This window comes from Escherichia albertii, from assembly GCF_028622335.1.
Classification (GTDB): Bacteria; Pseudomonadota; Gammaproteobacteria; order Enterobacterales; family Enterobacteriaceae; genus Escherichia; species Escherichia albertii.
The window spans coordinates 856,547-881,377 of the sequence record NZ_CP117568.1; the positions used below are offsets into that span (position 1 = coordinate 856,547).

At 45.3% G+C, this 24,831-nt stretch carries 19 protein-coding genes and 3 pseudogenes; 11 read left to right on the forward strand and 11 right to left on the reverse strand.

Features of this window, described 5'->3' with window-relative positions; genetic code table 11:
- Nucleotides 1-129: 129 nt before the first annotated feature.
- Nucleotides 130-921 (reverse strand): DNA-binding transcriptional regulator KdgR, encoded by a 792-nt coding sequence (gene kdgR / locus PS053_RS04165; RefSeq protein ID WP_001262184.1) that lies wholly within the window; start codon nucleotides 919-921, stop codon nucleotides 130-132.
- Nucleotides 922-1,098: 177 nt separating this feature from the next.
- Here kdgR and PS053_RS04170 point away from each other — a divergent pair, with 177 nt between their 5' ends.
- Nucleotides 1,099-2,472, forward strand: a complete 1,374-nt coding sequence (locus PS053_RS04170; protein ID WP_059220018.1) for an MFS transporter — start codon at nucleotides 1,099-1,101, stop codon at nucleotides 2,470-2,472.
- A 44-nt stretch (nucleotides 2,473-2,516) separates the two neighbouring features.
- On the opposite strand, the gene htpX is transcribed toward PS053_RS04170, so the two are convergent.
- The 4 genes from htpX to msrC all read right to left on the reverse strand — a co-directional run bounded on the left by htpX (nucleotide 2,517) and on the right by msrC (nucleotide 6,950).
- A complete protein-coding gene (htpX, locus tag PS053_RS04175; RefSeq protein ID WP_000984517.1) occupies nucleotides 2,517-3,398 on the reverse strand; it encodes a protease HtpX in 882 nt (293 codons plus the stop codon).
- A 191-nt stretch (nucleotides 3,399-3,589) separates the two neighbouring features.
- Nucleotides 3,590-5,638, reverse strand: a complete 2,049-nt coding sequence (gene prc / locus PS053_RS04180) for a carboxy terminal-processing peptidase (RefSeq protein ID WP_059271753.1) — start codon at nucleotides 5,636-5,638, stop codon at nucleotides 3,590-3,592.
- A 19-nt stretch (nucleotides 5,639-5,657) separates the two neighbouring features.
- Nucleotides 5,658-6,356 (reverse strand): RNA chaperone ProQ, encoded by a 699-nt coding sequence (gene proQ, locus PS053_RS04185; RefSeq protein ID WP_000431383.1) that lies wholly within the window; start codon nucleotides 6,354-6,356, stop codon nucleotides 5,658-5,660.
- Between the two features lie 96 nt (nucleotides 6,357-6,452).
- Nucleotides 6,453-6,950: an L-methionine (R)-S-oxide reductase gene (msrC, locus tag PS053_RS04190; protein WP_059271755.1), complete on the reverse strand. Its 498-nt coding sequence runs from the start codon at nucleotides 6,948-6,950 to the stop codon at nucleotides 6,453-6,455.
- A gap of 129 nt (nucleotides 6,951-7,079) precedes the next feature.
- Here msrC and yebS point away from each other — a divergent pair, with 129 nt between their 5' ends.
- From yebS to PS053_RS04215, 5 genes are all read left to right on the forward strand, one after another.
- Nucleotides 7,080-8,363 carry a membrane integrity lipid transport subunit YebS gene (gene yebS / locus PS053_RS04195; protein WP_001207285.1) on the forward strand — a complete coding sequence of 428 codons (1,284 nt, stop codon included), beginning with the start codon at nucleotides 7,080-7,082 and terminating at the stop codon, nucleotides 8,361-8,363.
- Nucleotides 8,332-10,965 (forward strand): lipid-binding membrane homeostasis protein YebT, encoded by a 2,634-nt coding sequence (gene yebT, locus PS053_RS04200; protein WP_098401092.1) that lies wholly within the window; start codon nucleotides 8,332-8,334, stop codon nucleotides 10,963-10,965. Before yebS ends, yebT begins: the two co-directional genes overlap by 32 nt.
- Nucleotides 10,966-11,044: 79 nt before the next feature.
- Nucleotides 11,045-12,484 carry a 16S rRNA (cytosine(1407)-C(5))-methyltransferase RsmF gene (rsmF, locus tag PS053_RS04205; RefSeq protein ID WP_059234944.1) on the forward strand — a complete coding sequence of 480 codons (1,440 nt, stop codon included), beginning with the start codon at nucleotides 11,045-11,047 and terminating at the stop codon, nucleotides 12,482-12,484.
- A gap of 117 nt (nucleotides 12,485-12,601) precedes the next feature.
- On the forward strand, nucleotides 12,602-12,838 hold the full coding sequence (locus PS053_RS04210; protein ID WP_059223937.1) for a DUF1480 family protein: 237 nt from the start codon (nucleotides 12,602-12,604) through the stop codon (nucleotides 12,836-12,838).
- A gap of 105 nt (nucleotides 12,839-12,943) precedes the next feature.
- On the forward strand, nucleotides 12,944-13,135 hold the full coding sequence (locus tag PS053_RS04215; protein ID WP_025238870.1) for a YdfD/YebW family protein: 192 nt from the start codon (nucleotides 12,944-12,946) through the stop codon (nucleotides 13,133-13,135).
- Here PS053_RS04215 and pphA read toward each other — a convergent pair whose 3' ends face one another.
- Together pphA and PS053_RS04225 are read right to left on the reverse strand one after the other, a co-directional pair.
- Nucleotides 13,136-13,792 (reverse strand): protein-serine/threonine phosphatase, encoded by a 657-nt coding sequence (gene pphA / locus PS053_RS04220; protein ID WP_025238869.1) that lies wholly within the window; start codon nucleotides 13,790-13,792, stop codon nucleotides 13,136-13,138.
- A gap of 93 nt (nucleotides 13,793-13,885) precedes the next feature.
- The gene (locus PS053_RS04225; RefSeq protein WP_059257526.1) at nucleotides 13,886-14,320 is read right to left on the reverse strand and encodes an NleF caspase inhibitor; all 435 of its coding nucleotides are present in this window, start codon (nucleotides 14,318-14,320) and stop codon (nucleotides 13,886-13,888) included.
- Between the two features lie 204 nt (nucleotides 14,321-14,524).
- Between PS053_RS04225 and PS053_RS04230 the strand changes: the two are divergent.
- From PS053_RS04230 to PS053_RS23060, 3 genes and pseudogenes are all read left to right on the forward strand, one after another.
- Nucleotides 14,525-15,182 (forward strand): annotated as a pseudogene (locus PS053_RS04230) (EspJ family T3SS effector ADP-ribosyltransferase).
- 260 nt (nucleotides 15,183-15,442) lie between these two features.
- Nucleotides 15,443-16,177, forward strand: a complete 735-nt coding sequence (locus PS053_RS04235) for a hypothetical protein (RefSeq protein WP_000962058.1) — start codon at nucleotides 15,443-15,445, stop codon at nucleotides 16,175-16,177.
- A gap of 327 nt (nucleotides 16,178-16,504) precedes the next feature.
- Nucleotides 16,505-18,287 (forward strand): annotated as a pseudogene (locus PS053_RS23060) (hypothetical protein).
- A gap of 319 nt (nucleotides 18,288-18,606) precedes the next feature.
- Here PS053_RS23060 and trkG read toward each other — a convergent pair.
- The 4 genes from trkG to yobA all read right to left on the reverse strand — a co-directional run bounded on the left by trkG (nucleotide 18,607) and on the right by yobA (nucleotide 24,067).
- A complete protein-coding gene (trkG, locus tag PS053_RS04255) occupies nucleotides 18,607-20,064 on the reverse strand; it encodes a Trk system potassium transporter TrkG (protein ID WP_024165002.1) in 1,458 nt (485 codons plus the stop codon).
- A 2,395-nt stretch (nucleotides 20,065-22,459) separates the two neighbouring features.
- The gene (locus PS053_RS04260) at nucleotides 22,460-22,801 is read right to left on the reverse strand and encodes a YebY family protein (protein WP_000976487.1); all 342 of its coding nucleotides are present in this window, start codon (nucleotides 22,799-22,801) and stop codon (nucleotides 22,460-22,462) included.
- Between the two features lie 12 nt (nucleotides 22,802-22,813).
- Nucleotides 22,814-23,686 (reverse strand): copper homeostasis membrane protein CopD, encoded by an 873-nt coding sequence (copD, locus tag PS053_RS04265; protein WP_151401035.1) that lies wholly within the window; start codon nucleotides 23,684-23,686, stop codon nucleotides 22,814-22,816.
- A 3-nt stretch (nucleotides 23,687-23,689) separates the two neighbouring features.
- Nucleotides 23,690-24,067, reverse strand: a complete 378-nt coding sequence (gene yobA, locus PS053_RS04270; protein ID WP_000741562.1) for a CopC domain-containing protein YobA — start codon at nucleotides 24,065-24,067, stop codon at nucleotides 23,690-23,692.
- 138 nt (nucleotides 24,068-24,205) lie between these two features.
- Between yobA and holE the strand changes: the two genes are divergently transcribed.
- Together holE and yobB are read left to right on the forward strand one after the other, a co-directional pair.
- Nucleotides 24,206-24,436, forward strand: a complete 231-nt coding sequence (holE, locus tag PS053_RS04275; protein WP_000916758.1) for a DNA polymerase III subunit theta — start codon at nucleotides 24,206-24,208, stop codon at nucleotides 24,434-24,436.
- A 165-nt stretch (nucleotides 24,437-24,601) separates the two neighbouring features.
- Nucleotides 24,602-24,814 (forward strand): annotated as a pseudogene (gene yobB, locus PS053_RS04280) (carbon-nitrogen hydrolase family protein YobB); the annotation flags it as partial.
- Between the last annotated feature and the right edge of the window lie 17 nt (nucleotides 24,815-24,831).

The window sequence follows — 24,831 nt, forward strand, 5'->3', positions numbered from 1 at the left end:
GTTTAACATTGAATGAATAAAAAACATACTTATCTTCGACGCGAGTTAAATAGTGTTAGGGGTGACTTTATTTAACCCGCGCTAATGGCAGAACCTGTCTGGTAAATAGACAGGTTCCGACTTTCTTATTTAGAATGGATAATCGTGATAACCCATTTGTGAAGAGATTTTACGCGCCGCAATATGTAACATAGCAACATACTCCTGCAAACGCTGTTCAGAGAAACGGAGTGTCGGGAAAGAGATACTCAGACCAGCAATAACGACGCCAAAGCGGTCAAATACCGGAACCGCGATGCAACGCAATCCTTCTTCCTGTTCTTCGTTATCTTCGCCATAGCCCTGCTCGCGTACCTCGTCCAACACCGGCAATAACTCTTCAGTGCTGGTAATGGTACGAGCGGTACTGCGTTTATACTCCACGTTTTCAAGGATTTGCTTCACTTCATCGCGATCACGCCACGCCAGTAATACTTTACCGATGGCCGTGCTGTAGAGCGGATTACGACGTCCAATCCGTGAATACATACGCAAATTGTACATTGAGTCAATTTTGTGAATGTAAACAATACTGTCTTCGTCTAATGCGCCAAGATGGATAGTTTCTTTAGTGAGGCGCGAGATTTCACGCATCTGGATATCTGCACTACGGATGAGATCAACGTTTTGTAACGCACGAGCCCCCAGTTCAAATAATTTCAGGGTCAGCGAATATTTTTCTGACTCCCCTTCCTGCGCCACATAGCCCAGAGTTTTCATCGTCTGTAAAAAGCGATAAACGGTGCTTTTTGACATCATAACGCGCTGTGATAACTCGGTTATTCCTATTTCACGCTCTTCACCCAGCGCCTGTAAAATGCCAAAAACCTTCAGTACAGAAGAGACAGAATCAGGCTGTTTATCCAGATCTGCGTTAGCCATTTATCACCTCATAGCGAGTGTTTTATAAAAATCAGAACTATTTTTTATTATAATTTCGCCCCTGGGGGGCCGCAATCCATCTTTTGCAGGTTAGTTACAATTCTGCGACATTCGCTGTGAATATCAGTGCTAGAATCATAACCCTGTTGATTATTCTCAATAAGATATAAAATTCCTATGCCAAAAGTTCAGGCCGATGGCCTGCCGTTGCCTCAGCGATACGGTGCGATTTTAACCATTGTTATTGGTATCTCGATGGCCGTCCTTGATGGCGCCATCGCCAACGTCGCCTTGCCAACAATCGCCACCGATCTTCGCGCCACACCTGCCAGTTCCATTTGGGTGGTCAATGCCTACCAAATTGCCATTGTCGTTTCCCTACTGTCGTTCTCTTTTTTAGGCGATATGTTTGGCTACCGACGTATCTATAAATGTGGTCTGGTCGTTTTTTTGCTCTCTTCGCTGTTCTGCGCCCTTTCTGATTCGCTGCAAATGCTCACCCTGGCGCGAGTAATCCAGGGATTCGGTGGCGCAGCGTTGATGAGCGTCAATACCGCACTCATTCGTCTTATCTACCCACAACGTTTTCTGGGACGGGGAATGGGGATAAACTCATTTATTGTTGCTGTATCCTCTGCAGCCGGACCGACGATCGCCGCTGCTATCCTTTCTATCGCGTCCTGGAAGTGGTTATTTTTAATTAACGTACCGTTAGGCATTATCGCCCTTCTGCTGGCGATACGTTTTCTGCCGCCAAATGGCTCTCGCTCCAGTAAACCACGTTTTGACCTGCCCAGCGCCGTGATGAATGCGCTAACATTCGGCTTGCTTATTACCGCGTTGAGTGGTTTTGCCCAAGGGCAATCTCTGATGTTGATCGGTGCGGAGCTGGCAGTCATGGTTGCCGTTGGGATTTTCTTTATTCGCCGCCAGCTTTCGCTTTCTGTACCGCTGTTGCCCGTAGATTTGCTACGTATTCCGCTGTTTTCTCTCTCTATTTGCACATCTATTTGCTCTTTCTGCGCACAAATGCTGGCAATGGTTTCTCTGCCGTTTTATCTGCAAACAGTGCTTGGGCGTAGTGAAGTTGAAACCGGTTTGCTCCTGACACCGTGGCCGTTGGCAACAATGGTAATGGCTCCGCTGGCAGGTTATTTGATAGAGCGCGTCCATGCAGGATTGCTGGGTGCTTTAGGGCTGTTCATCATGGCGGCGGGGCTTTTTTCACTGGTTTTGTTGCCAGCTTCACCTGCCGATATCAATATCATCTGGCCGATGATCTTATGCGGCGCTGGCTTTGGCTTATTCCAGTCACCCAATAACCATACCATTATTACCTCTGCACCTCGTGAGCGTAGCGGTGGCGCCAGTGGCATGTTAGGCACTGCTCGTCTGCTTGGTCAAAGCAGCGGCGCCGCATTAGTGGCGCTGATGCTGAACCAGTTTGGCGATAACGGTACGCACGTCTCGCTAATGACTGCGGCTATTCTGGCCGTGATCGCCGCCTGTATCAGTGGATTACGAATTACTCAGCCACGAAACCAGGCATAAAAAAGCGCGTCAACCAGGACGCGCTTTTTAGCATTTACTTCATCTTACTTCAGATATTCACCCGTACGCAGAGCTTCAATACGTTTGTCCAGCGGCGGGTGAGTCATGAACAACTCACTGAGCGATTTCGACTTACCGTTGATGCAAAATGCCATCATGCTGGTTGCTTCTTGCGGCTCATAGCTGGTTTTCAGGCGCTGTAGTGCAGCAATCATTTTCTCGCGACCAACCAGTTTTGCCGAACCGGCATCGGCGTGGAATTCACGGTGACGCGAGAACCACATGGTGATAATACTCGCCAGAATACCAAACACCAGCTCAAGCACCGTCGCAACAGCAAAGTAGATCAGCGGGTTGCCGTTGCTCTCTTCGCCTTCATCGCGATTGCCGCCCATGAAACCAGCAGCCAACTGCGCCAGAATGCGCGAGATAAAGATAACAAAGGTGTTCACCACGCCCTGAATCAACGTCATGGTGACCATGTCACCGTTAGCAATATGGCTGATTTCATGAGCAATTACCGCCTCGGCTTCGTCCGGGCTCATGTTTTGCAGCAACCCCGTACTGACAGCGACCAGAGAGGCATCACGACGTGCACCGGTTGCGAAAGCGTTGATATCCGGCGCATGGTAGATTGCCACTTGCGGCATAGCAATCCCCGCCTGACGTGCCTGGGTTGCGACAGTATTGACCAGCCAGCGTTCCCTTTCGTTACGCGGTTGTTCGATCACTTCCCCGCCAACAGATCGTAATGCCATCCATTTGGACATCAGAAGCGAAACGAAGGAACCACCAAAACCGAACAGCAAGGCCATAATCATCAGCCCCTGAACGCTGCTCGACTGTATCCCTGTCAGGCTCAGTACCAGCCCGAAAACGACCATCACGGCCAGGTTCGTTAGCAGGAAGAGCGCGATTCGCATCATAATTTTCTTTTTACCTCAGTTTAACAAAACGCATTATGCGATACCCACATCGTATGGGTTACACGACTATTTTCAAGTCTGGATAGTGCGTAAGTCACCAGAAAGACACAACTTTACATTTTGTAGCATCTGATTTACGGCGTCTTGCCGCTGTTAAAAAATCAGGCACAATTTCTTGTGCCTGATTGACGTTACTTGATGGGTGCGGGCTGTTCCGCGGGTCTGGCTTTTTCCAGTCGCGCCAGATCGAGCGCGATATTTACCGTTTCATCCAGGTACGGATCCGGCTCCTGATAATCTTTCGGTAGATCATCCAGTTTCTTCAGTTCCGGTTTACCCTCGCGTTTAAAACGATCGTTCAAACGCGCCAGACGTGTCGCATCGTCTTCGTTATTCTCTTTTTCACGCACGGCGTAGTTCAGAGAGACGATATTGCGCTTGTCCTTCATGGCGTTGAAACGTGCGATATCCTTCATGATGTTCTGGAATTCAGGATCTTTCGCGATACGCGCATTATGTTCTTTCAGTAACTCCGGCTCAAACACCGTTAAGTCTCCTGATTTCACATAGGTTGCCGCGTTAATGCTATCCCACGGCAGCGCATTATCTTCAAATTTCTCACCCGTTTCCGTCTCTTCATTACCCGTCGGCATGATGATATCTGGCGTTACGCCTTTGCGTTGCGTACTGCCGCCGTTAACGCGATAGAACTTCTGGATCGTGTACTGTACAGAACCCAGCGCTGGCCATTCCGGGCGTAACATCTGATCGTAGATACGATTCAGAGAACGATACTGCTGTACGGTCCCCTTACCGAATGTCGGCTCACCCACAATCAGTGCACGACCATAATCCTGCATTGCTGCAGCAAAGATTTCCGAAGCCGAGGCACTGAAACGGTCAACCAGCACCACCAGTGGGCCTTTATAGAAGACCTGACCATCGGTATCGCTATCTTCACGGACTTTGCCGTTATTATCGCGAACCTGCACAATCGGGCCAGATGGGATAAACAGGCCAGAAAGCGACACTGCTTCCGTCAGCGCTCCGCCACCATTGCTCCGCAGATCGATAATGATGCTGCTGACATTCTGTTTTTCCAGTTTCTGTAACTGAACTTTGACATCATCTGTCAAGCCAACGTAGAAACCAGGAATATCCAGCACGCCGACTTTTTCTTTACCGACGGTTTTCACAGACATTTTAACCGCGCGGTCTTCAAGACGAATACGTTCCCGCGTCAACGTCACCGTGCGGGTCTTAGTGCCTTTACCAGCGGGCAGAATTTCTAAACGAACTTTACTGCCTTTCGGCCCTTTGATTAAGGCAACGACATCATCAAGACGCCAGCCAATCACATCAACCATCGGCTTGCCCGTTTGACCAACGCCGACAATTCTGTCGCCCACGCTGATAGCTTTACTCTTCGCTGCCGGACCACCTGCCACCATCGAATTGATCACGGTGTAGTCATCATCCATTTGCAGCACTGCGCCAATCCCTTCCAGCGACAGACTCATTTCAGTATTGAACTGTTCGGTATTGCGCGGGGAAAGGTAATTGGTATGCGGATCGATTTCGCGAGCAAACGCCGTCATTGCCAGCGAGAAAACATCTTCGCTGTTGGTCTGCGCCAGGCGACGAATGGCGAATTTATAACGACGCGTCAGGGTCTCGCGGATTTCTTTATCCGTTTTTCCCGCCAGCTTCAGGCTTAACTCGTCGAATTTAACCTTACTGTCCCACAGCGCATTCAACTCAGCTTCGCTTTTCGGCCAGGGGGCTTTACTGCGATCCAGGTTATAGGTGTCGTTGCCGGTGAAATCCATCGGCTTTTCCAGTACTGACAACGCGTACTGGTAACGTTCAAAACGGCGCTTTTGCGCCAGGTTATAAAGATCGTAGAAAACGTCAAGTTTGCCGGAACGCAGTTCGTCACCCAGCTCAGTTTTCTTTTTGGCAAACTGTTCAACATCGCTCGCCAGCAGCACATTGTGGCTGTAATCAAGCAGATTCAGGTAACGGTCAAAGATTTTGGCCGAAAATGCCTGATCGAGATCGAACTGACGATAATGGGAACGGGTAAAGCGCGACGTTACGCGCTCACTCACCGTCGCATGCTGCGTCTCTTCCTTTAATACAGGAATTTGATCAGCTCGCGTAATATCTTCTACTGCGAAGGTCTGGCCTGCTATTGCAAACAGGCCAGCTAACGCGGTAAGCCTAAAAAACATGTTCATGCCTGGCCCGGCCTCCGTTTCAGAACACCAGGTGTTCTGCGCGCACAATCAAAGACATACCCGAATTCAGTTGGACGCGGACGCCGTCTTTGGTGATTTCTAATACGGTTGCATCCATCGCGTTTTGACCCGCTTTCACCTTCAGAGCCTGTCCAACAGTCAGAGCTGAAATGTCAGAAACTGGGGTGTGCTGTTCTTCGCGAGGTGCTTTTACTGTTTTTGGCGCTTTCTCTGCCGGCTTTTGCGCACGTGGTTTACGCTCAGCGCCTTCTTTGCGGCGTGGCGTAGTCGGACGTGGCTTGCGTTCGCGGCGTGGTGCGTCTTCTTTCTCTCCAGCAGCTATGGCAGCTTCGCGTTTTTTCGCTTGCTGTTCAGCACGTTGAGCCTGAACGCGCGCTTTCGCTTCTTCAAGCTGCTTGCGAGCATGTTCTACGTGTTGCTCGTCCAGCTCACCGCATGGGTTGCCGTCAAGATCGACACGCGTCGCGCCTGGTTTTACGCCATACAGGTAGCGCCAGCTCGAAGTATAGAGACGTAAAGCGGATCGCAGTTGCGTTTTGCTCAGGTTCATTTCCCCGGCAACGCGATCGACCAAATCCTGAAAAATACCGATTTTCAGCGGACGCGCTTCACCTTCCGCACTGAAACAGTGGGGAAAACGTTCGGCCAGAAACGCGATTACTTCTTTACTGCTATTCAACTTAGGTTGATTTTCCATGAAATTTCCTGATTACAACGGACGTAGCCAACAAGCGCAGGCATGAACAGGCGTCATTATAATGACGTCATCAGTAAATGCTACGTTATCCGTTGATTATCCTGCGACGCTCGCAAAGAATTTTTTGTAATCCGTCGTTGCAAGCACCTTTTCAAGCTGTGCCACAAGCTGACGTAAGCCTTGCTCGTCCTCGTCTGTAAAGCGACTGAAGACCGTACTGTCGATATCGAGAACACCAATAATCTGATTTTTCACCGCCAATGGCAGGACAATTTCAGAATTACTCGCCGCATCGCAGGCAATATGCCCGTCGAAGGCGTGAACATCCTCGATTCGCTGTACTTCATTACAGGCAACTGCAGTGCCGCATACACCACGCCCGACAGGGATCCGCACGCAGGCAATTTTGCCCTGAAACGGTCCAAGTACCAACGTATCATCTTCAAGCAGGTAAAATCCCGCCCAGTTTACGTCGGCAAGACGCTCGTATAGTAACGCGCTGGTATTCGCCAGTGTTGCCAGAAAGCTGGTTTCTCCTGTCATCAACGCATTAAAGTCACGGTTTAAATCCGCGTAGAATTCTGTTTTGTTCATTATACAATCACTTGGTTGTCTTACCTGGAACTGCCAGCCTATTAAAATAAGCATTAAATGCGTTAATGCTCAAGATCATTCCCATCATGGGTTAAGATTAATGCTAATTCTTATTGCAACTGGCTCTTCATGGCACTTAACACCCCACAAATTACGCCAACAAAAAAGATAACAGTGAGGTCAATCGGCGAGGAACTGGCGCGTGGTGATTATCAACGGTGTCCGCAATGTGACATGTTGTTCAACCTCCCCACGATAAATTCATACCAAAGTGCCTATTGCCCGCGCTGTCAGGCGAAAATTCGTGATGGTCGCGACTGGTCGCTAACCCGACTGGCGGCAATGGCTTTTACTATGATATTGCTGATGCCGTTTGCCTGGGGCGAACCGCTATTGCATATCTGGCTATTAGGTATTCGTATCGACGCCAATGTAATGCAAGGTATCTGGCAAATGACCAGACAGGGCGATGCGATAACGGGCGCAATGGTATTTTTTTGTGTGATCGGTGCGCCGTTAGTCCTGGTTTCCTCCATCGCTTATTTATGGTTCGGCAACCGGTTGGGCATGAATCTGCGCCCGGTACTACTGATGTTGGAACGCCTGAAAGAGTGGGTAATGCTGGATATCTATCTGGTTGGCATTGCCGTCGCGTCTATAAAGGTACAGGATTATGCCCATATTCAGACAGGTACCGGTCTGTTCTCTTTTATCGCATTAGTAATTTTAACGACCGTGACATTGTCACATCTTAATGTTGAGCAGCTTTGGGAGCGCTTTTACCCACAACAATCAGCCTCTCACTGTGACAAAAAATTACGCGTTTGCCTTGGTTGTCACTTTACGGGTTATCCTGATCCACGTGGTCGCTGCCCACGTTGCCACATCCCGTTACGCTTACGTCGCCATCACAGTGTGCAAAAATGCTGGGCCGCACTGCTGGCCTCCGTCATTTTGTTATTACCGGCCAATCTACTGCCTATCTCCATTATTTATCTTAACGGCGGACGACAGGAGGACACGATTCTTTCAGGGATTATGTCGCTGGCGAACAGCAATATTGCGGTAGCCGGGATTGTGTTTATTGCCAGCATCCTGGTGCCGTTTACCAAAGTGATTGTTATGTTCACTTTATTGTTAAGCCTTCATTTCAAGTGTCAGCAAGGACTGCGTACAAGAATGTTATTACTCCGACTGGTGACCTGGATTGGCCGCTGGTCAATGCTCGATCTATTTGTTATTTCATTAACCATGTCGCTGATTAATCGCGATCAGATCCTCGCTTTTACTATGGGACCGGCTGCGTTTTATTTCGGCGCAGCGGTTATTTTGACTATTCTTGCAGTGGAATGGCTGGACAGCCGCTTATTTTGGGATGCACATGAGTCAGGAAACGCCCGCTTCGACGACTGAAGCGCAGATTAAAACTAAACGCCGTATCTCACCTTTCTGGCTGCTGCCATTCATCGCGCTAATGATTGCCGGTTGGCTGATTTGGAGCAGTTATCAGGACCGGGGTAATACCGTCACCATCGACTTTATGTCAGCGGACGGTATTGTCCCAGGCCGCACGCCTGTTCGTTATCAGGGGGTTGAGGTTGGAACAGTGCAGGATGTCCGCCTCAGCGGCGATCTACGTAAGATTGAAGTAAAAGTTAGCATCAAGTCCGATATGAAAGATGCGCTACGCGAAGAGACACAATTCTGGCTGGTGACGCCGAAGGCCTCGCTGGCAGGTGTTTCCGGGCTGGACGCGCTGGTCGGCGGTAACTACATAGGCATGATGCCAGGTAGAGGTAAAGAGCAGGATCACTTTGTCGCACTCGATACCCAACCGAAATATCGGTTGGATAATGGCGACCTGATGATCCATCTGCAAGCCCCCGATCTTGGTTCGCTGAATAGCGGTTCGTTAGTCTATTTCCGTAAAATCCCGGTCGGACGCGTGTATGACTACACCATCAATCCCAATAAACAAGGGGTGGTAATCGATGTCCTGATTGAACGACGATTCACCGATCTGGTGAAAAAAGGCAGCCGTTTCTGGAACGTTTCCGGCGTTGATGCCAATGTCAGTCTGAGTGGCGCTAAAGTGAAACTGGAAAGCCTGGCAGCACTGGTTAACGGCGCGATCGCTTTCGATTCACCAGATGACTCAAAACCTGCGGCGCCAGATGATACTTTTGGTTTGTATAAAGATTTAGCCCACAGTCAACGTGGCGTAATTATTAAACTGGATCTGCCAGGCGGCACAGGATTGAGCGTCGATACCACGCCGTTAATGTATCAGGGACTGGAAATCGGGAAACTCACCAAACTGGATTTAAATCCCGGCGGCAAAGTAACGGGTGAAATGACCGTTGATCCCGGCGTCGTGGCGCTATTACGTGAAAATACCCGCATAGAATTACGTAATCCGAAATTATCCCTCAGCGATGCCAATATTAGCGCCCTTCTGACCGGAAAAACGTTCGAACTGGTGCCCGGTGATGGTGAACCACGTAAAGAGTTTGTCGTTATTCCTGGCGAAAAAGCATTGTTGCATGAACAGAATGCTCTGACGCTTACCCTGACGGCCTCCGAAAGTTATGGCATTGACGCGGGCCAACCATTGATTCTACATGGCGTGCAGGTAGGCCAGGTTATTGATCGTAAACTCACCGACAAAGGCGTCACCTTTATCGTTGCCATTGAACCACAGCATCGCGAACTGGTAAAAGGCGATAGCAAATTTGTCGTCAACAGCCGTGTCGACGTAAAAGTGGGACTGGATGGCGTGGAGTTTCTCGGTGCCAGCGCTTCGGAATGGATCAATGGCGGTATCCGCATTTTGCCGGGCAAAAAAGGTGAGATGAAAGCCATCTACCCGCTGTATGCCAATCTGGAAAAAGCCCTGGAAAACAGCCTTAGCGATTTACCCACCACGACGGTCAGTTTAAGCGCAGAAACTCTACCAGACGTACAGGCGGGATCTGTCGTGCTGTACCGTAAGTTTGAAGTCGGAGAAGTGATCGCCGTACGTCCACGGGCCAATGCGTTTGATATCGATCTGCATATCAAACCTGAATACCGAAATCTCCTGACCAACAATAGTGTGTTCTGGGCTGAAGGCGGGGCGAAAATTCAGCTTAACGGCAGTGGCCTGACCGTTCAGGCGTCTCCTCTCTCCAGAGCATTAAAGGGCGCAATCAGCTTCGATAACCTTAGCGGCGCGAGTGCCAGTCAACGCAAAGGCGATAAGCGTGTTCTGTACGCTTCGGAAACCGCCGCTCGCGCAGTCGGCGGACAGATCACTCTCCATGCTTTTGATGCCGGGAAACTGGCGGTCGGCATGCCAATTCGCTATCTCGGTATTGATATCGGGCAAATCCAGACGCTGGATCTGATCACCGAACGCAATGAAGTACAGGCGAAAGCGGTACTTTACCCGGAATATGTCCAGACCTTCGCCCGTGGTGGTACACACTTTTCGGTAGTCACACCGCAAATTTCGGCGGCAGGCGTTGAGCATCTCGATACCCTCCTCCAGCCGTATATCAATGTCGAACCAGGGCGTGGTAATCCTCGTCGTGATTTTGAATTACAAGAGACCACCATTACCGATTCTCGTTACCTCGATGGCTTAAGTATTATTGTCGAAGCGCCGGAGGCCGGTTCGTTAGGCATTGGGACGCCCGTATTGTTCCGTGGTCTGGAAGTGGGCACAGTCACCGGAATGACACTGGGGACACTGTCAGACCGTGTAATGATCGCGATGCGCATCAGTAAACGCTACCAACACCTGGTGCGTAACAATTCCGTCTTCTGGTTGGCATCGGGTTACAGTCTGGACTTTGGTCTGACGGGCGGCGTGGTGAAAACAGGCACCTTTAACCAGTTTATCCGTGGCGGCATTGCTTTCGCGACTCCGCCCGGCACGCCGCTGGCGCCGAAAGCCCAGGAAGGCAAACACTTCCTGTTACTGGAAAGCGAACCGAAAGAGTGGCGTGAGTGGGGAACGGCACTACCACGATAATGCGTACAGCTCCGGCGTGCCTGCGCCGGAGTGTTTATGCTAAACTGCGCGCCTGTTTTTTTGCCGGTGGTATATGCTTGTGGCCCAACACGCCGTTTATTTCCCAGACGCCTTTCTGACGCAAATGCGCGAAGTGCTGCCTTCGACGCTCTCTTTTGATGATTTTCTTGCTGCCTGTCAGCGCCCGTTGCGTCGTAGCATTCGCGTTAATACGCTGAAAATTTCCGTGGCTGATTTCCTGCAATTAACAGCGCCTTATGGCTGGACGTTAACGCCGATTCCGTGGTGTGAAGAAGGTTTCTGGATTGAACGTAGCGATGACGATGCATTGCCGCTGGGTAGCACCGCTGAACATTTAAGCGGCCTGTTTTATATTCAGGAAGCCAGTTCAATGTTGCCTGTTGCTGCGCTGTTTGCCGACGATAATTCTCCGCAACGGGTGATGGATGTCGCTGCCGCGCCCGGTTCAAAAACCACGCAAATTGCCGCCCGGATGAATAACGAAGGGGCGATCCTTGCCAATGAGTTTTCTGCCAGTCGGGTAAAAGTGTTGCACGCCAATATCAGTCGTTGTGGCATTAGTAACGTTGCGTTAACGCATTTTGATGGCCGCGTGTTTGGTGCGGCACTGCCAGAAATGTTCGATGCTATTTTGCTGGACGCCCCCTGTTCCGGTGAAGGCGTGGTACGTAAAGATCCCGATGCGCTGAAAAACTGGTCGCCGGAAAGCAACCTGGAAATCGCCGCGACCCAGCGGGAACTGATCGATAGTGCATTTCATGCGCTACGCCCTGGCGGTACGCTGGTTTACTCAACCTGCACATTAAACCGGGAAGAAAACGAAGCCGTTTGTCTGTGGCTGAAAGAGACTTACCCCGATGCAGTAGAATTTTTACCGCTTGGCGATCTTTTCTCTGGTGCGGACAAGGCGCTGACCGAAGAAGGCTTTTTGCACGTTTTTCCACAAATTTACGACTGCGAAGGCTTTTTCGTTGCCCGGCTGCGTAAAACCCAGGCGATTCCGGCTTTACCCACGCCGAAATATAAAGTCGGAAATTTTCCATTTAGCCCATTAAAGACACGCGAAGCTTCTCAAATCAGCCAGGCAGCAGAGAGCGTTGGCTTACAGTGGGGTAACAATCTGCGCCTTTGGCAACGAGATAAAGAAGTCTGGTTATTCCCGGTTGGCATCGAAGTGTTAATCGGTAAAGTTCGGTTTTCCCGTCCGGGAATAAAACTTGCCGAGGTGCATAACAAAGGGTATCGCTGGCAGCATGAAGCGGTCATTGCGCTGGCATCGCCCGACAACGCTAACGCGTTCGAGCTGACAGCACAGGAAGCGGAAGAATGGTATCGCGGACGAGATGTTTACCCGCAAGCCGCACCAACATCAGATGATGTGTTAGTCACTTTTCAACATCAACCGCTCGGCTTAGCTAAACGCATTGGCTCGCGCTTGAAGAACAGTTACCCGCGTGAACTGGTGCGTGACGGAAAACTGTTTACCGGCACCCCCTGACAACGCACAAAAAAAGCGCACGTTTTGACTGGCGAATCTGACTGCCTTGACTACGCTGAAAAATGGTGCGACCGAACTGGTCGTACCACAATCGGCACTTAAATGGAGAGCACGAAGATGAAAACCAGTGTGCGCATAGGCGCTTATGAAATCGACGACGGTGAGTTGCACGGCGAATCGCCAGGCACTCGAACGTTAACTATTCCCTGTAAATCTGACCCCGACTTATGTATGCAACTGGATGCCTGGGATGCCGAAACCAGCATCCCGGCTCTGCTAAACGGCGAACACTCTGTCCTGTACCGTACCCACTACGATCAAAAATCTGATGCCTGGATTATGCGTCTTGCCTGATCCAAAAAGAACCCGTCGGCATGACGGGTTATTTATCCTGATTATTTTCCCGTAGTAAAATCCTCTCCTAAACTTAACGGTACGGCACCACACTTCGGGGATGAAATGTTCGCGCTGGTACTTTTTGTTTGTTATCTGGACGCTGGTTGTGAAGACATTGTTGTGGATGTCTACAACACTGAGCAGCAGTGCCTTTACTCAATGGACGATCAACGAATCCGCCACGGCGGTTGTTTTCCCATTGAAGATTTTATTGATGGATTCTGGCGACCGGCCCAAAAGCACAGTGATTTTTAATTACTGGAGCTGTTCCAGCGTGAGCGTCCCACCGAAGACAGCGCCAGTATCGATATAATGCAAGTTACCGATATCTACACGATGGCGTAATGGCGTATGACCGAACCAGAAATGATCAGCGCCCGTAATCCCCTGCCCCTTTTGACCTTCAATCAACCGTAAACGGCTCCACAACACTTGATGTAGATCGACTTCCTTTTGCCATTCATAAATATCGCTGGGGTAATCAGCATGAGCAATCACGTGTTTGCCCGTGCTACTGTTCAGTTCAATAATCCACGGCAGACGCTGGCAGTTTACCAGCATCATTTTCACTTGTTCCCGTTGCTTATCAGTCAGTCCGATAAACCAGTTGCCGCCATTCATGAACCATAATGACATCTGTTGTGATGCCAGCGCATCCATCGCCATCTGCTCATGATTACCTCTTACCGCTCTAACCCAACGTTGCTCCAGTAGTTGCAGGCAACGCAAACTCTCCAGGCCACGGTCAATGACATCACCTACCGAGATCAGTAAGTCTTGCCATGGATCAAAACGGTAGTTCCATAATTTCGTACGCAGTTGCGTCAGACAGCCATGAATATCCCCCACCAGCCAAATATGTCGCCACTGACTGCCATCAATTCTCTGATAGACTCGCTCTCTCTGTTTCATCAACTTTTCACTCCCGTGCAGAAAGTTATTTCATTTCAATGAAAATGCTAAAAAATTGAAATTAGACAGTGAGTGCGTGTTAAAGATTATAGACTATCCAAATTGCATTGAACCTTTGTTGTAAGTAAGGTCGGGCACCTGAACAGGCTCACCAGGAGCATAATCGTCGCTTCGTCCTTCAACCAGACATTTGAGTGCTTTTAGATCACCAGCGAATTCTGTCGTGTGATGAGGATTCAACAGGTCATCCACTTTACATGGCGCCAATCCTTTTTCTGCCCTCACATCATCCATTCCTGTTTTCAATGTATACAGGAATAACAACCCCTGGACGTAATCATCTCGATCCTCAGGCGTCTTTCCCTCACAAAGAGCACCTTTAACGTTATCGGTACCTTCATTTTGTACTTCAAATACCTCCGCTCTTTTCGTCATTAAAGCATCAACCAAATCTTTTATGGGAGGATAAAGATCTTCACGCTCACGAGTACTTGTTGCACAGGAACAATGAGCGGTAAGACAGCCCATGAGTAAACCTTAAAAGAGGACCACACAAACCTAATTTCACTATTTATAGGCATAATTAAAGATCACATATTACAGTTTAATAAACCATAGTCTCCCCATATAAATACTCGACCGATAATTATAAATATGCTAAAAATAGGGTATACTTATCATAGCTGAACGCTATCTTAGGAATTTTATTAATATGGAAAGTGGAGTTTTACTATGCCGGGTATCAGAAATTGTTTATCATCAATTGCCAATACATTAAATATCAGAAACGCATCATATTCCCTGATAAAAATAGAACAAAACGGAAAACTATCAAACAGAAAAATTTCTCTAATCGATAGTCCAGCAAAATTATTATCATACAGAAACGCTGTTCTAATTAAGGAAACTTATGTTACAGAAAAAGTATTATCGAAATTCAAGATAAAAAGTGATTTCATTGCTGTAAGAATACAAAGCAATCAATTTACCGATCTAAAAAATAAAACAATTCAAGGACATAAAGAAACAGTTGCACAGGTTATGGATTGGTATAATCTAACTATTAATCCTTATTCTCATTTACCTATAGGTACATTAAAAAGATCCTCAGACATAGCAAAGGAAGAATCCAGAAATGCCCTTAATTTCATGATAATGGAAAAAAAACACATTTAATGAAAACGTACTAAATGACAACACTAACTTGCAAAGAAAATACTGCGACACTAAAAACAGTAGCTGGGTCGTGACCTCTGTTGCTGAGCTTCTAGATAAAGGAGCAAAAGTGTATCCAGATATATCATGTTCTTTAAGGTTAGGAGAACCATTTATCGTTACCATTCCAGAAACAACCAAGTTGAATGTCGAGATATACCCATTAAAAAAATAAATTTAATCTTATAAGAAAAGATTTTCATCTCACATTTTACTAAAAAAATAACACTTACACTCAACCAAAACAAAAAAATTTATTATTGTTTTTTTGATTCACAATATTTTAGCAATCAATAATTATACTGATATTACATTAAAAATAATTAGACAATAGTTATAAATGCAATTCTGCTTGCGTGGATGATTTTCATACTTTAGTTTATGTTGTTATAGCCATAGATAATATATCTACCGTTATGTATTTAGGAGTTAGTAGTGCTGGTTGTTTCTGTTCTTCGTTGTAGCAGGGATTTCACTCCCAGACATGCCCAGTGGCTACACCGTCAAATCAGGGGTATTCGTTCAGTATGTTTAACAGATGCAGATCACATTGAAGGAGTAGAAACTGCTCCACTTCTCTATAATTGGCCGGGATGGTGGGCAAAAATGGAATTATTTAATCCGAATCATCCTGTTATTGGTAAAGAAGATCTATTTTATATAGATATAGATACTGTTATTACTGGTGATCTGCATGAATTCACAAATACGCAGAATATGACAATGCTTACCGACTTCTCGTGTACAGGTAAAGAAAATGCCCCTGCGGCTTCAGGTATTATGTTTATTCCAGCAAAGGAAAAATATCGTGCGTGGGATGCCTTTAAAGATAACGCTGAACAAATAATGTCCAGAAAAAGATTACCTCCTTATCACGGTGACCAGGGATTCATCAATGAAATATACCCTGACGCAGAACGCTGGCAGGACGTTCTACCTGGTTTTATTGTAAGCTACAAAGCAAATATAGCCACCTCTAAAATGATTGGTTTCAATCCAGAACTACATGATGGCGTAGCTAATGGAGCCGTACCTGAAAACACCAGGATAGTATGCTTTCATGGTTCGCCTCGCCCCTGGCAAACAGCTTTAGAATGGGTGCCAACGTACTCTCTGAAAAACACCCTAAAAGCAAAAATTAAGCAATTCAAACTATCCATACGTAATTAAGTGACGCAGGCGAGCAGCCTGCTTTTTTCTGCACTGAATTCCTTAGTCGCCGGATATCTGGCACCATTAATATATCAATTCGGTTCAGGAATACCCAATATCTCATCCATCGTTGCCACATCTATATCGATGGTGGCCACCATTTAGAGAACAGCACCATAATATGGTGTTGACAGTTTTAATAGCTATCTGTCAGAACAATCGCCGAAAATATATGACTATTCTGTCGGCACTACCCTGCTCCTGGCAGAACACTATATATCTTTCAGAACACATTATTTTTAATATTTTTAAGAAACATAAAATAATTTATTAAGGAGATAACAATTGATTCCTGATTCTATATCAAACAAGGGTTACGTATGTGTTGACATTTCATGTTCTCCTGACGACGAACATACAACAATACTTGCGACTAACCGACGCATTAAAGTAGTAGAACCTGAAAATAAAAATTTGATCGCAAGAAACCACTCTGTGCTAACCCTGAATGACTTTCTTGACAAAAGTTCTGATATTTCATCTCCTGTTCATGTCAGAGACTTTGGATCTCAACTGACGTTAAATGACTTCCTTGACAGCACAAAAACAAATGATGTCAGCGGCAGATGTAATTCTGACGTTGTAATTGATATTGAACCTTTTCAGTCCCCAACAATAAGTGCTCAAGAAAGAGGCTTATTACTCTCCAGAGAAAGTAATTCTGTATGTATTGAAATTGATGAGAGAATCACAAAAATTCTCGAATGCGAACATAAATATCAACTGGATAGTATCATTGGCGATATTATTCCTAAAGAACATGAAAGCATAGAAACTGTTCGTCATCTTATAGGGGTTTTGAACGAACAATACCATAACGTATATAATAAGTCAGGATGTTTTTATAAAGCCTACATGGCATTACATAATCAAATAGAAAAAATACTTCCCTATGCATTCAGAGCAGGAGGCGGCATTAGTATTCATCTGTTAATACAAGCATTGTTTTTTAATGGAAAATATAATAAACCACATCTACAACATCAAGACCTCAGCTTATACACATCGATACCTCCCACAATAAAAACAGAAGCATTTTTAAATAATGTGTTATCTCTGGATATATCTCAGGTAAGAATGATTGGAGATTTACTGGCAGCCACACTATTCCATACGCCAACAATATTTTATCAATATCCTAAACTGATAGATGAAATCAAACAATGTCTGGAAAAAAGGACAATAACAGGTTCTGTTATAGCTAGATTTACTCTATGCTTAACAAGTTCGTTAATGACTATATCACCACTGATAATGCTGGGAGGAGCCTATTAAAGTGGGCAATATCGTCAGAACCATAGGTAGAGGCGTGAGCTATTGTGATATTCCTTTAGCTTTAGCCATATTAGGCGATTCATGGTATAAAGCGTATAAATATGGTTCTTCAGACAACCCCAATTCTGCACAACGATTTATATCACAGGAGTCGGCATTTAAAACTACTCAGCGAGTTTTCTCTCAAGGATTGAGTTTAATGTCCTCTTTATCCGGGGCCATACTACGTCACCTTGAGAAAGGAACGCCACCACAAATGATGTCTTTATTTATTGTTAACATATTAAATCTATTCTTTCATCAAAATCCATATGAAGACACATCTGCAAGCGTTTAGGCCCTAAAAAGGCAAACTTATTCTCATAACCCTGACACACTAAATATTCAAACTATTGCTCTTTGCGTTGACCTCCAAAGTATAAATAAAATTACCGCACCACTTTTTAATACAAAGGATAGATTAACTTACGCATTTAATGGACCAAGAACAAATATGGAAGGTCAAAAACATATATTAAAAGAGATTATAACTGCCTGTTCTCATGGGGAAAGAGCTATTTTGAGTAAATCTCAAGCAGCAATATGTCGACATGAAATTGATAATATTTACGACAAAAAATTCTCTGAAAGCGACCTCAGTTCACTACCAAAAGAAATGGCATGTTTTTTGAAATATTTAAACGAAGTTCATGAAAAAGATACGTCCTGCCTAAGTCTTGGTAATGGAGTTAATGAACAAATAATCGCTGTTATAGTAAAAGTATTAGCATTCAGAGAAGCAGTTTTGTGCTAAGTAGTTAATATCCTATCAATATAATTATTAAGTGAATGTACAAAACCGTATGCGGCCACATTGCCAATACGCCGCATACGTACAGAAAAGCCAAATATCAAATGTATCAATCACAACCTGATCTGGCCCAGCAACATTACCTTCAGATTCATCCAGAATAAATAAAATATCTTTGTCAATTTCCGTAATCAGATGAATTTTTTTGTATTCTTCGATCCACCTTTACGCAGCTTGCACAATTCTTTGTATTATTGCAGCGCTTCACTGGAGAGCTGCAATAATACAGAAAAGCAATACATAATTATTGGCACGCGCTATATCAAGAGCGCCAGAAAAAGCCAGAAAACAATATAATGACAGGGTAAATTTCAAGACGTCCTAAAATCATGGCAATACACATTAAGTATTTTGCAATATCATTAAGGACTCCAAATGATGATGCTGTAGCCCCGAAACCTAACCCCATATTATTAATACATGCCGCTACTGTCGCAAAAGATGTCAGGAAATCATATCCCATACCATTTAATATAAGTATAAAAAACACCGTAAATAAAGTATAAAGAAAGAAGAAACTCCATACGGAACGCATTACACGCTCTGTGACGATTTTCCCTCCCACACTGACACTCAACAATGCTCTGGGATGAGAGAGTTGATTTAATTCGTGTTTACTTTGTTTAAACAGTATTAGAAATCTCAGTGACTTAATCCCACCACACGTTGACCCAATACATCCGCCAAAAAAACTAGATAAAAGCAGAAGTACTATCGTATGTGCCGGCCAGCTTGAGTAATCTTGCGTGGCCAATCCATTATCCGTTAGCATAGAGCTAGCCAGAAAAAATGAATGGATCACACTTTCAGATAAATCATACTTACCTATATGCCAGACCTGGAATGCTGTAATGGCAATTATTCCTGTCGCAACTAATAAAAAGAAATGGAGTTCAACATCCCTGATTAAGGGCCTTAGCGTTTTCCGGCTTATAACAACATACCATAGAGTAAAGTTAAAAGCTGATAACAGAGAGAAAGAGCCAGCCACCAGTTCAATCAGATGATTATTAAAATAACCAATACTCTCGCTGTGTGTTGAAAAGCCGCCCAGAGAGACCGTTGATAGCCCATGACAGACAGCATCAAACAAAGGCATTCCTGCCAGCCGATAAGAGATAATACAAACAACACCTAATAACGAATATGTTATCCAAAGTGTGCGCGATGTATCAGCCAGACGAGGTGTCAATTTGTCATCTTTGAATGGTCCCGGCATTTCTGACTGATAAAGCTTTGCACCACCAATACCTAATAATGGCAAAACTGCAACCGCCAGAACAATAACTCCCAGACCACCTATAAAATTTAACTGCGCGCGATAGTATAGATATGCTCGTGGCAAAGAACTAACATCATCAATAACAGTTGCACCAGTTGTAGTTATCCCGGAAACACCTTCAAACAAGGCATCAACAAACGTTAAATTTAGTTCAGAATCAATCCACAATGGGAATGCACTAATAATAGAGAATAAAATCCAGAACATTACAATTACAATAAACCCATCACGGGTACGTAATTGAATGCCCGATTTTTTAGTTGTATACCACGCACCACCACCAATACAAAAAAATATAACGAATGTTATAAAAAAAACGAACAGGCTTTTTTCTTTATAAAACAATGCTACAAGCATCGGTGGCAGCATCGAAAGGCTATAGAGCCAGACCAAAAAACCACACATATGAGTTACAACTCTTACATGAGATGTATTCATATCTAAACGCTCTTCCAATTATAACCCACCTTGCTGCAATGCTATGATTATACTGTATAAATTTTGACTGTTCTAAGATCTTACTTCACCAGCCCTTATGAAACAATCCGCAAAATGAACCATACGATAGCTAACCTTTTTTGCTTCAACCACTACTTGATTATGTATCACTAACACCATCACCTCACACAACGCATCCACAGATACACTGTCGTAGTCGGTTTTTGCTGCAATCAAGGAGACAGTACACCGCCCGTAGCATCGTGACCACAAATAAAGCTTCGGCAAATGTACCACACACTATCCTGAAATCCGTTCTGATGAACAGCCCGAATGCTGTCGCTCCACCTGACGCTACAGCCGAACCAGAACCGGATAAGAATCTGGACATGCTGTTCTCCTGTAAATGGTAAAAAAACCGTCAGCGCCTGTGCTATCAAAGGTCCCTGTAGATGCCTTTGGAATAGCGTTGTTCGATTTGATATACACGGAATTCGGCTCGGAGAAATAAGACTTACCCAAAATTCAGATTAATTTTTTTATTCAAAAAAGAAAAACAAATTTATATACTTCCTGCACTTCCCGAGCGGGGGAGGAAAGGAAATTCGTGATATTTCACGGACTTTGTCCCGCGGCTTAAATCTTACAGCCGCGCTCTTTTTTTATCTCGTCTTTATTGCCAATGCTCAGAAGCGTGTCCCACAGACATGCTTAATGCCCGTATGACTTTACTAAATCTCAGAAAAAAACCGCCGGTCAAGGCGGTGGTCAAAAAGGCGCTAAAGCCCGGATTATTTTATTGGAATGTATTAGAGGTGTCGGGTGCCTCCCGAAGTATCAGACAAGACATCAGATACTGTGGTCTCCCGCTAAACAATTATTTAAACCACCCTCGCACTGAGGAACACCTCTGTAGTGTTGCTTACAACACCAGAATGGTGCATCACCGGTTCCTGCCAGGAAATACGAAATTCCCACCGATAATGCACCATTCTACTGTTGTAAAAAATGACACTGGAACCATAACCAATACCACTGATTACATAGCAGAATGCATTGCAAGTTAGTGACTCTACCAACCGAACTAAGCCGGCGTTAGTTCCCTGAGGGGACAGTATTATTGGTGATAAGCTTCCCCAGAATCATTGTTTATCATACAGTTAAATGACTTAATCGCAATAAATTGCAATGTCATAGTTTGTAAATGTATATATATTTTCTTATTTTACACCAATGTACGCATCAGCATATAAATAAATTTATTTTGTCCGTGATTATAAAGAGGATAAGCTTTTAATCATGATGCAAAAACAACAAAAGTTGCTCAGTACAGAAGGTATCAGTACAAGCATGTGTTATGACCACTTATTATTAAAAGTGATTAGATAAATTAAATTTTAATGTTATGAAAGTTTGTCGCTTTGCTATAGCATTTTGTTAGAAAAATTCCGACAGGAATAACGACACTAATAGCCATTAATTATTTTAAGGTAGTAAAATATGGAAAATAATAAATCTGCACACTATGCACCTTTTTTATCGATAATTCTTTTTGTTTGTTGTTTTATTTGGGCATTATTTTTATAAAAATAAATTTCAAAAAACAATCCACTGAAAAAACTCCAGTAATGAGTGGATGAAAAACAGGCATAGTGTTTTGTGATCGACTACTTTGTATAACCAATTTAATCGGCACATCTCTATGCCTGCGCGCCGGGTATATCAAAATATCTCTCGTAATGTGTTAAATCACTTCGCAAATACCACCAAAATACTTTACTAAATGCCAGCATTGCGCTCATTAATGATACGTCGCTGATACTAATATGTATCGGAAGTTAACAAAAATGCAGTTCAGCGGTAATCCTTCAACTTTTCGCGAAATCCGAAGCCTTGTCGGGCGACTGTATAGAAATACTTATGGCGAGGAATTTGCTCAGCAACTCTCTGAGGGTACATAGAAGAAGACGACGAGAATGTATCCTGATGAGAGAAAAACGTACGTGCAGATCTGATTTTTACGTAAATGGATTGTTAAATATATTTTGGTTGTGATATAACCAAAAAAGACCGAATACAGAAATTCGAGTAAATTTCGGGGAGATGCCCGTAACACATTGATTTTTAATATTAATAAAAAGAGACCGAAAACGATTCCTGTTTTCGGTCCAGGGAAATGGCTCTTGGGAGAGAGCCGTGCGCTAAAAGTTGGCATTAATGCAGGCTTAGTTGCCTTGCTCTTTAAGAATAGATGACGACGCCAGGTTTTCCAGTTTGCGTACAAAATGGTCAGTAAAAAGCGCGTCGGCCATCGTCTTAAATGTTAAAAACCGCCCGTTCTGGTGAAAGAACTGTGGCGGTTTTTTATTGGAAATCAAAAGACTATTTTAGGCAATTAACAGAGTTTTTTAGCTCGTTCAATAAATGGTTCCAGGTTCATTTTTTCGCCTGGTTTGTTGGGATCTTCTATCTGTATCACCGAGATGGGCTGGGCGTTAGTTTTGCCACTGTCCACCTCCTTTTGTGCGGCATCATTCAAAGGATACTGTACCAGAGTGCTGGGGTTAATGACGTACAGAGCATTGCCCGGTCGGCATGTCAGCATCACCTCTTCGCGATTAAACGCCCATTTGTCCTTGCCGATTTCAAAACGACTGACGGTAATCACCTGAGGTGCCGCCAACGCCGCGCTGGAGCTTGTAAGCAACAAAAACGCCAGAATACTTTTTTTCATCATTTTCGTAATCCATCAAAAAGGTTCGAGAGTTGCGAGCAGACTGATAATTACCAACACCACTGCACCTATCGCCCATTCGAGTTTAGTCATCCACACAAACCAGATAGCCGCACGGTATTCGTCTTGCCCCATGCGCGGCACCAGAACATAACGATTTGCCAGCGCGATGCCCACCATAATTATCACCAGTACGACTTTAAGCAGTAAAAGTTGCCCCCAGTAAGTCGCAAGCGTTGGCGAAAATCCAGTGATGAACAGGGCATTTAACACGCCACTCACCAACACGCCAATCACAGCAAAATGCCCGCACCAGGAAAAACGCATCAGAGCGTGAATGGCCTGATGTCGCCAACGCCCTTTAACTATTCGCATACACCAGATTACAGGCAACAATCCCCCAAACCATGCCGCCGCGCAGATCAAATGTACAGCATGATTAGTCTGATGAACTTTCGCAATTAGTCCTTCATTTAACGTCGCATGCCCTACTCCCGCCATCAGGACAAATTGCGCGGTAGTCAGCATAAACAACAAACGCGACATATTCCCCGGTTGCATGAACGCAACGGTTAGCGTAACGAGGGCAAGAACAATCTGCCAAAGCCAGACTCCGCCAAACTGCGTTTGCAACAAGGCCTGCCAGATGTCTGGCGAAATAACATCCGCCCATCCAGTTCCCATCATTCCGCCCTGAACAGCGAATATTGCAGTGGTACTGCTCAAACTCCAGACTGCAGCATATTGTTGTAAGCAGAGAAAACGTTTCGTCAGCAATCGACGAATCGTCACCGGCGCCAGCCATGCGCCATACATTGCGAAACCAAAGACCAGCATCAGAGAGATGAAATGGATAAATCGCAGCGCAATCCAGGTAAACGCCAACATGTGTTATTTCACGCTAAAGGTGTATTGCCCTTTGGTCTTATGCCCGTCTACCGAAACGACATGCCAGTTAACGGTATATGTGCCGGGTTTTAGAGGGTCAGCAAGCGGAATAATTAGTTGGTTTTTATCCTGCTCATTCCGTTTCGCAGGTCGTGTATTGATGCTTTCATTCTGAGAACCGGTGATTTTGGCGCCGCTGAATCCAGATTCAATGCCTTCAGAAAAGTTTAAGCTGATTGCCTGCGGGGCGGCAGTAACTTCCGCATTCGCCGCAGGGTATTGATGTGTCAAATGCGCATGCGCCCAGGCGGAAGGAGTAATGGTCAGCGAAGCGACAAGAAATGCCAACGAGTAGCCCAGAGAATGTGCAGTTGCAGCCATATTATCTATTCCTTTTTGTAATAACTTTTTTACAGAGCATAACCTTGTCTAATGTCTGAGTCGAGGATCATCAATTCTGACTTGCCATCCTGGCTGACTGTTAGTAACTTTTGCCCGCAATTGATGAGGAGACATAGAATGTTGAAGAATCTGGCTAAACTGGATCAAACTGAAATGGATAAAGTTAATGTCGATCTGGCTGCTGCCGGGGTGGCATTTAAAGAGCGTTACAATATGCCGGTGATAGCCGAAGCGGTTGAACGCGAGCAACCTGAACACTTGCGCGGCTGGTTTCGCGAACGGCTCATTGCGCATCGTCTCGCCTCTGTGAATCTGTCACGTTTACCTTACGAACCCAAACTTAAATAAACCTTATTTTGAGTTACACTTTTTTTACATAATAGCTGCTAGATTATAAGCATTTTCTAAACCGCCCCCATAATTTGCTGGCACCATGAAAAGGAAGTCATCATGTCGTACTGGAAGGTTGCAGCCGCACAATATGAGCCTTGTAAAGCCTCATTGGCTGAACATTTAGGCGAACCCGATCTTCTGGCTTCCACCCGTCGCTTAGAATTTTTCTCACATCAATTCTCCATCGCTGTTCTGATGGCTAATGCCCGCGGTAACAGCGCATTATGGGACGAACATGGCCGACTCATCGTCCGCGCCGATCGTGGTTCGCTATTGTTAGTGGGTCAGCGCACACAGCAGGGTTGGCAAGGCGATATCATTCCATTACGCTAAGCGTTTCGGCCCGGAGT

What these genes read in the sequence shown, in the direction of transcription:
- PS053_RS04215 (WP_025238870.1), top strand. Translation starts at nt 12,944, where the DNA reads ATGTTCGCGCTGGTACTTTTTGTTTGTTATCTGGACGCTGGTTGTGAA.
- PS053_RS04170 (WP_059220018.1), top strand. Translation starts at nt 1,099, where the DNA reads ATGCCAAAAGTTCAGGCCGATGGCCTGCCGTTGCCTCAGCGATACGGT.
- holE (WP_000916758.1), top strand. Translation starts at nt 24,206, where the DNA reads ATGTTGAAGAATCTGGCTAAACTGGATCAAACTGAAATGGATAAAGTT.
- yebT (WP_098401092.1), top strand. Translation starts at nt 8,332, where the DNA reads ATGAGTCAGGAAACGCCCGCTTCGACGACTGAAGCGCAGATTAAAACT.
- htpX (WP_000984517.1), bottom strand. Translation starts at nt 3,398, where the DNA reads ATGATGCGAATCGCGCTCTTCCTGCTAACGAACCTGGCCGTGATGGTC.
- trkG (WP_024165002.1), bottom strand. Translation starts at nt 20,064, where the DNA reads ATGAATACATCTCATGTAAGAGTTGTAACTCATATGTGTGGTTTTTTG.
- pphA (WP_025238869.1), bottom strand. Translation starts at nt 13,792, where the DNA reads ATGAAACAGAGAGAGCGAGTCTATCAGAGAATTGATGGCAGTCAGTGG.
- proQ (WP_000431383.1), bottom strand. Translation starts at nt 6,356, where the DNA reads ATGGAAAATCAACCTAAGTTGAATAGCAGTAAAGAAGTAATCGCGTTT.
- yebS (WP_001207285.1), top strand. Translation starts at nt 7,080, where the DNA reads ATGGCACTTAACACCCCACAAATTACGCCAACAAAAAAGATAACAGTG.
- yobA (WP_000741562.1), bottom strand. Translation starts at nt 24,067, where the DNA reads ATGGCTGCAACTGCACATTCTCTGGGCTACTCGTTGGCATTTCTTGTC.
- copD (WP_151401035.1), bottom strand. Translation starts at nt 23,686, where the DNA reads ATGTTGGCGTTTACCTGGATTGCGCTGCGATTTATCCATTTCATCTCT.
- PS053_RS04210 (WP_059223937.1), top strand. Translation starts at nt 12,602, where the DNA reads ATGAAAACCAGTGTGCGCATAGGCGCTTATGAAATCGACGACGGTGAG.
- prc (WP_059271753.1), bottom strand. Translation starts at nt 5,638, where the DNA reads ATGAACATGTTTTTTAGGCTTACCGCGTTAGCTGGCCTGTTTGCAATA.
- PS053_RS04260 (WP_000976487.1), bottom strand. Translation starts at nt 22,801, where the DNA reads ATGATGAAAAAAAGTATTCTGGCGTTTTTGTTGCTTACAAGCTCCAGC.
- PS053_RS04225 (WP_059257526.1), bottom strand. Translation starts at nt 14,320, where the DNA reads ATGGGCTGTCTTACCGCTCATTGTTCCTGTGCAACAAGTACTCGTGAG.
- kdgR (WP_001262184.1), bottom strand. Translation starts at nt 921, where the DNA reads ATGGCTAACGCAGATCTGGATAAACAGCCTGATTCTGTCTCTTCTGTA.
- msrC (WP_059271755.1), bottom strand. Translation starts at nt 6,950, where the DNA reads ATGAACAAAACAGAATTCTACGCGGATTTAAACCGTGACTTTAATGCG.